The following is a 348-nucleotide window of genomic DNA, read 5'->3' on the forward strand; positions in this document are numbered from 1 at the left end:
CTCGATGTCAGTGGTGTCGGGACGATTGACGCAAGTGTCAGCGGTAACCCGAGTGCAACCGTCAAAGTCGACGGCGAAGACAAGGGTGCAAACTCCGTCAGCGAGACGGTTCTCGAAGGCGACCACACAGTCAGCGCAAGTCTGAGTAATGCTCCTGAGTTCACGCTCGGTGTTGGCATCTCTGAGACTGAGTCTGTGACCTTCGTTGATGGCGACAGTGACATTCAAGAAGTCGCATACACGGGTAGCGAACACACACTCGTCGGTGACAGTAGTTCTGAGACCAACGGGGACGCAACGACGCCGGTCAACACGACGATGAAGTTCACGTTCTCGAAGTCTGACGGG

1 pseudogene is annotated in these 348 nt (G+C 55.7%); it reads left to right on the forward strand.

Annotated features, from left to right (window positions below):
- Window positions 1-348, forward strand: a pseudogene (locus tag AUR66_RS22375) (dockerin type I domain-containing protein); the annotation flags it as partial.

The organism is Haloferax profundi (assembly GCF_001469865.1).
Taxonomy (GTDB): domain Archaea; phylum Halobacteriota; class Halobacteria; order Halobacteriales; family Haloferacaceae; genus Haloferax; species Haloferax profundi.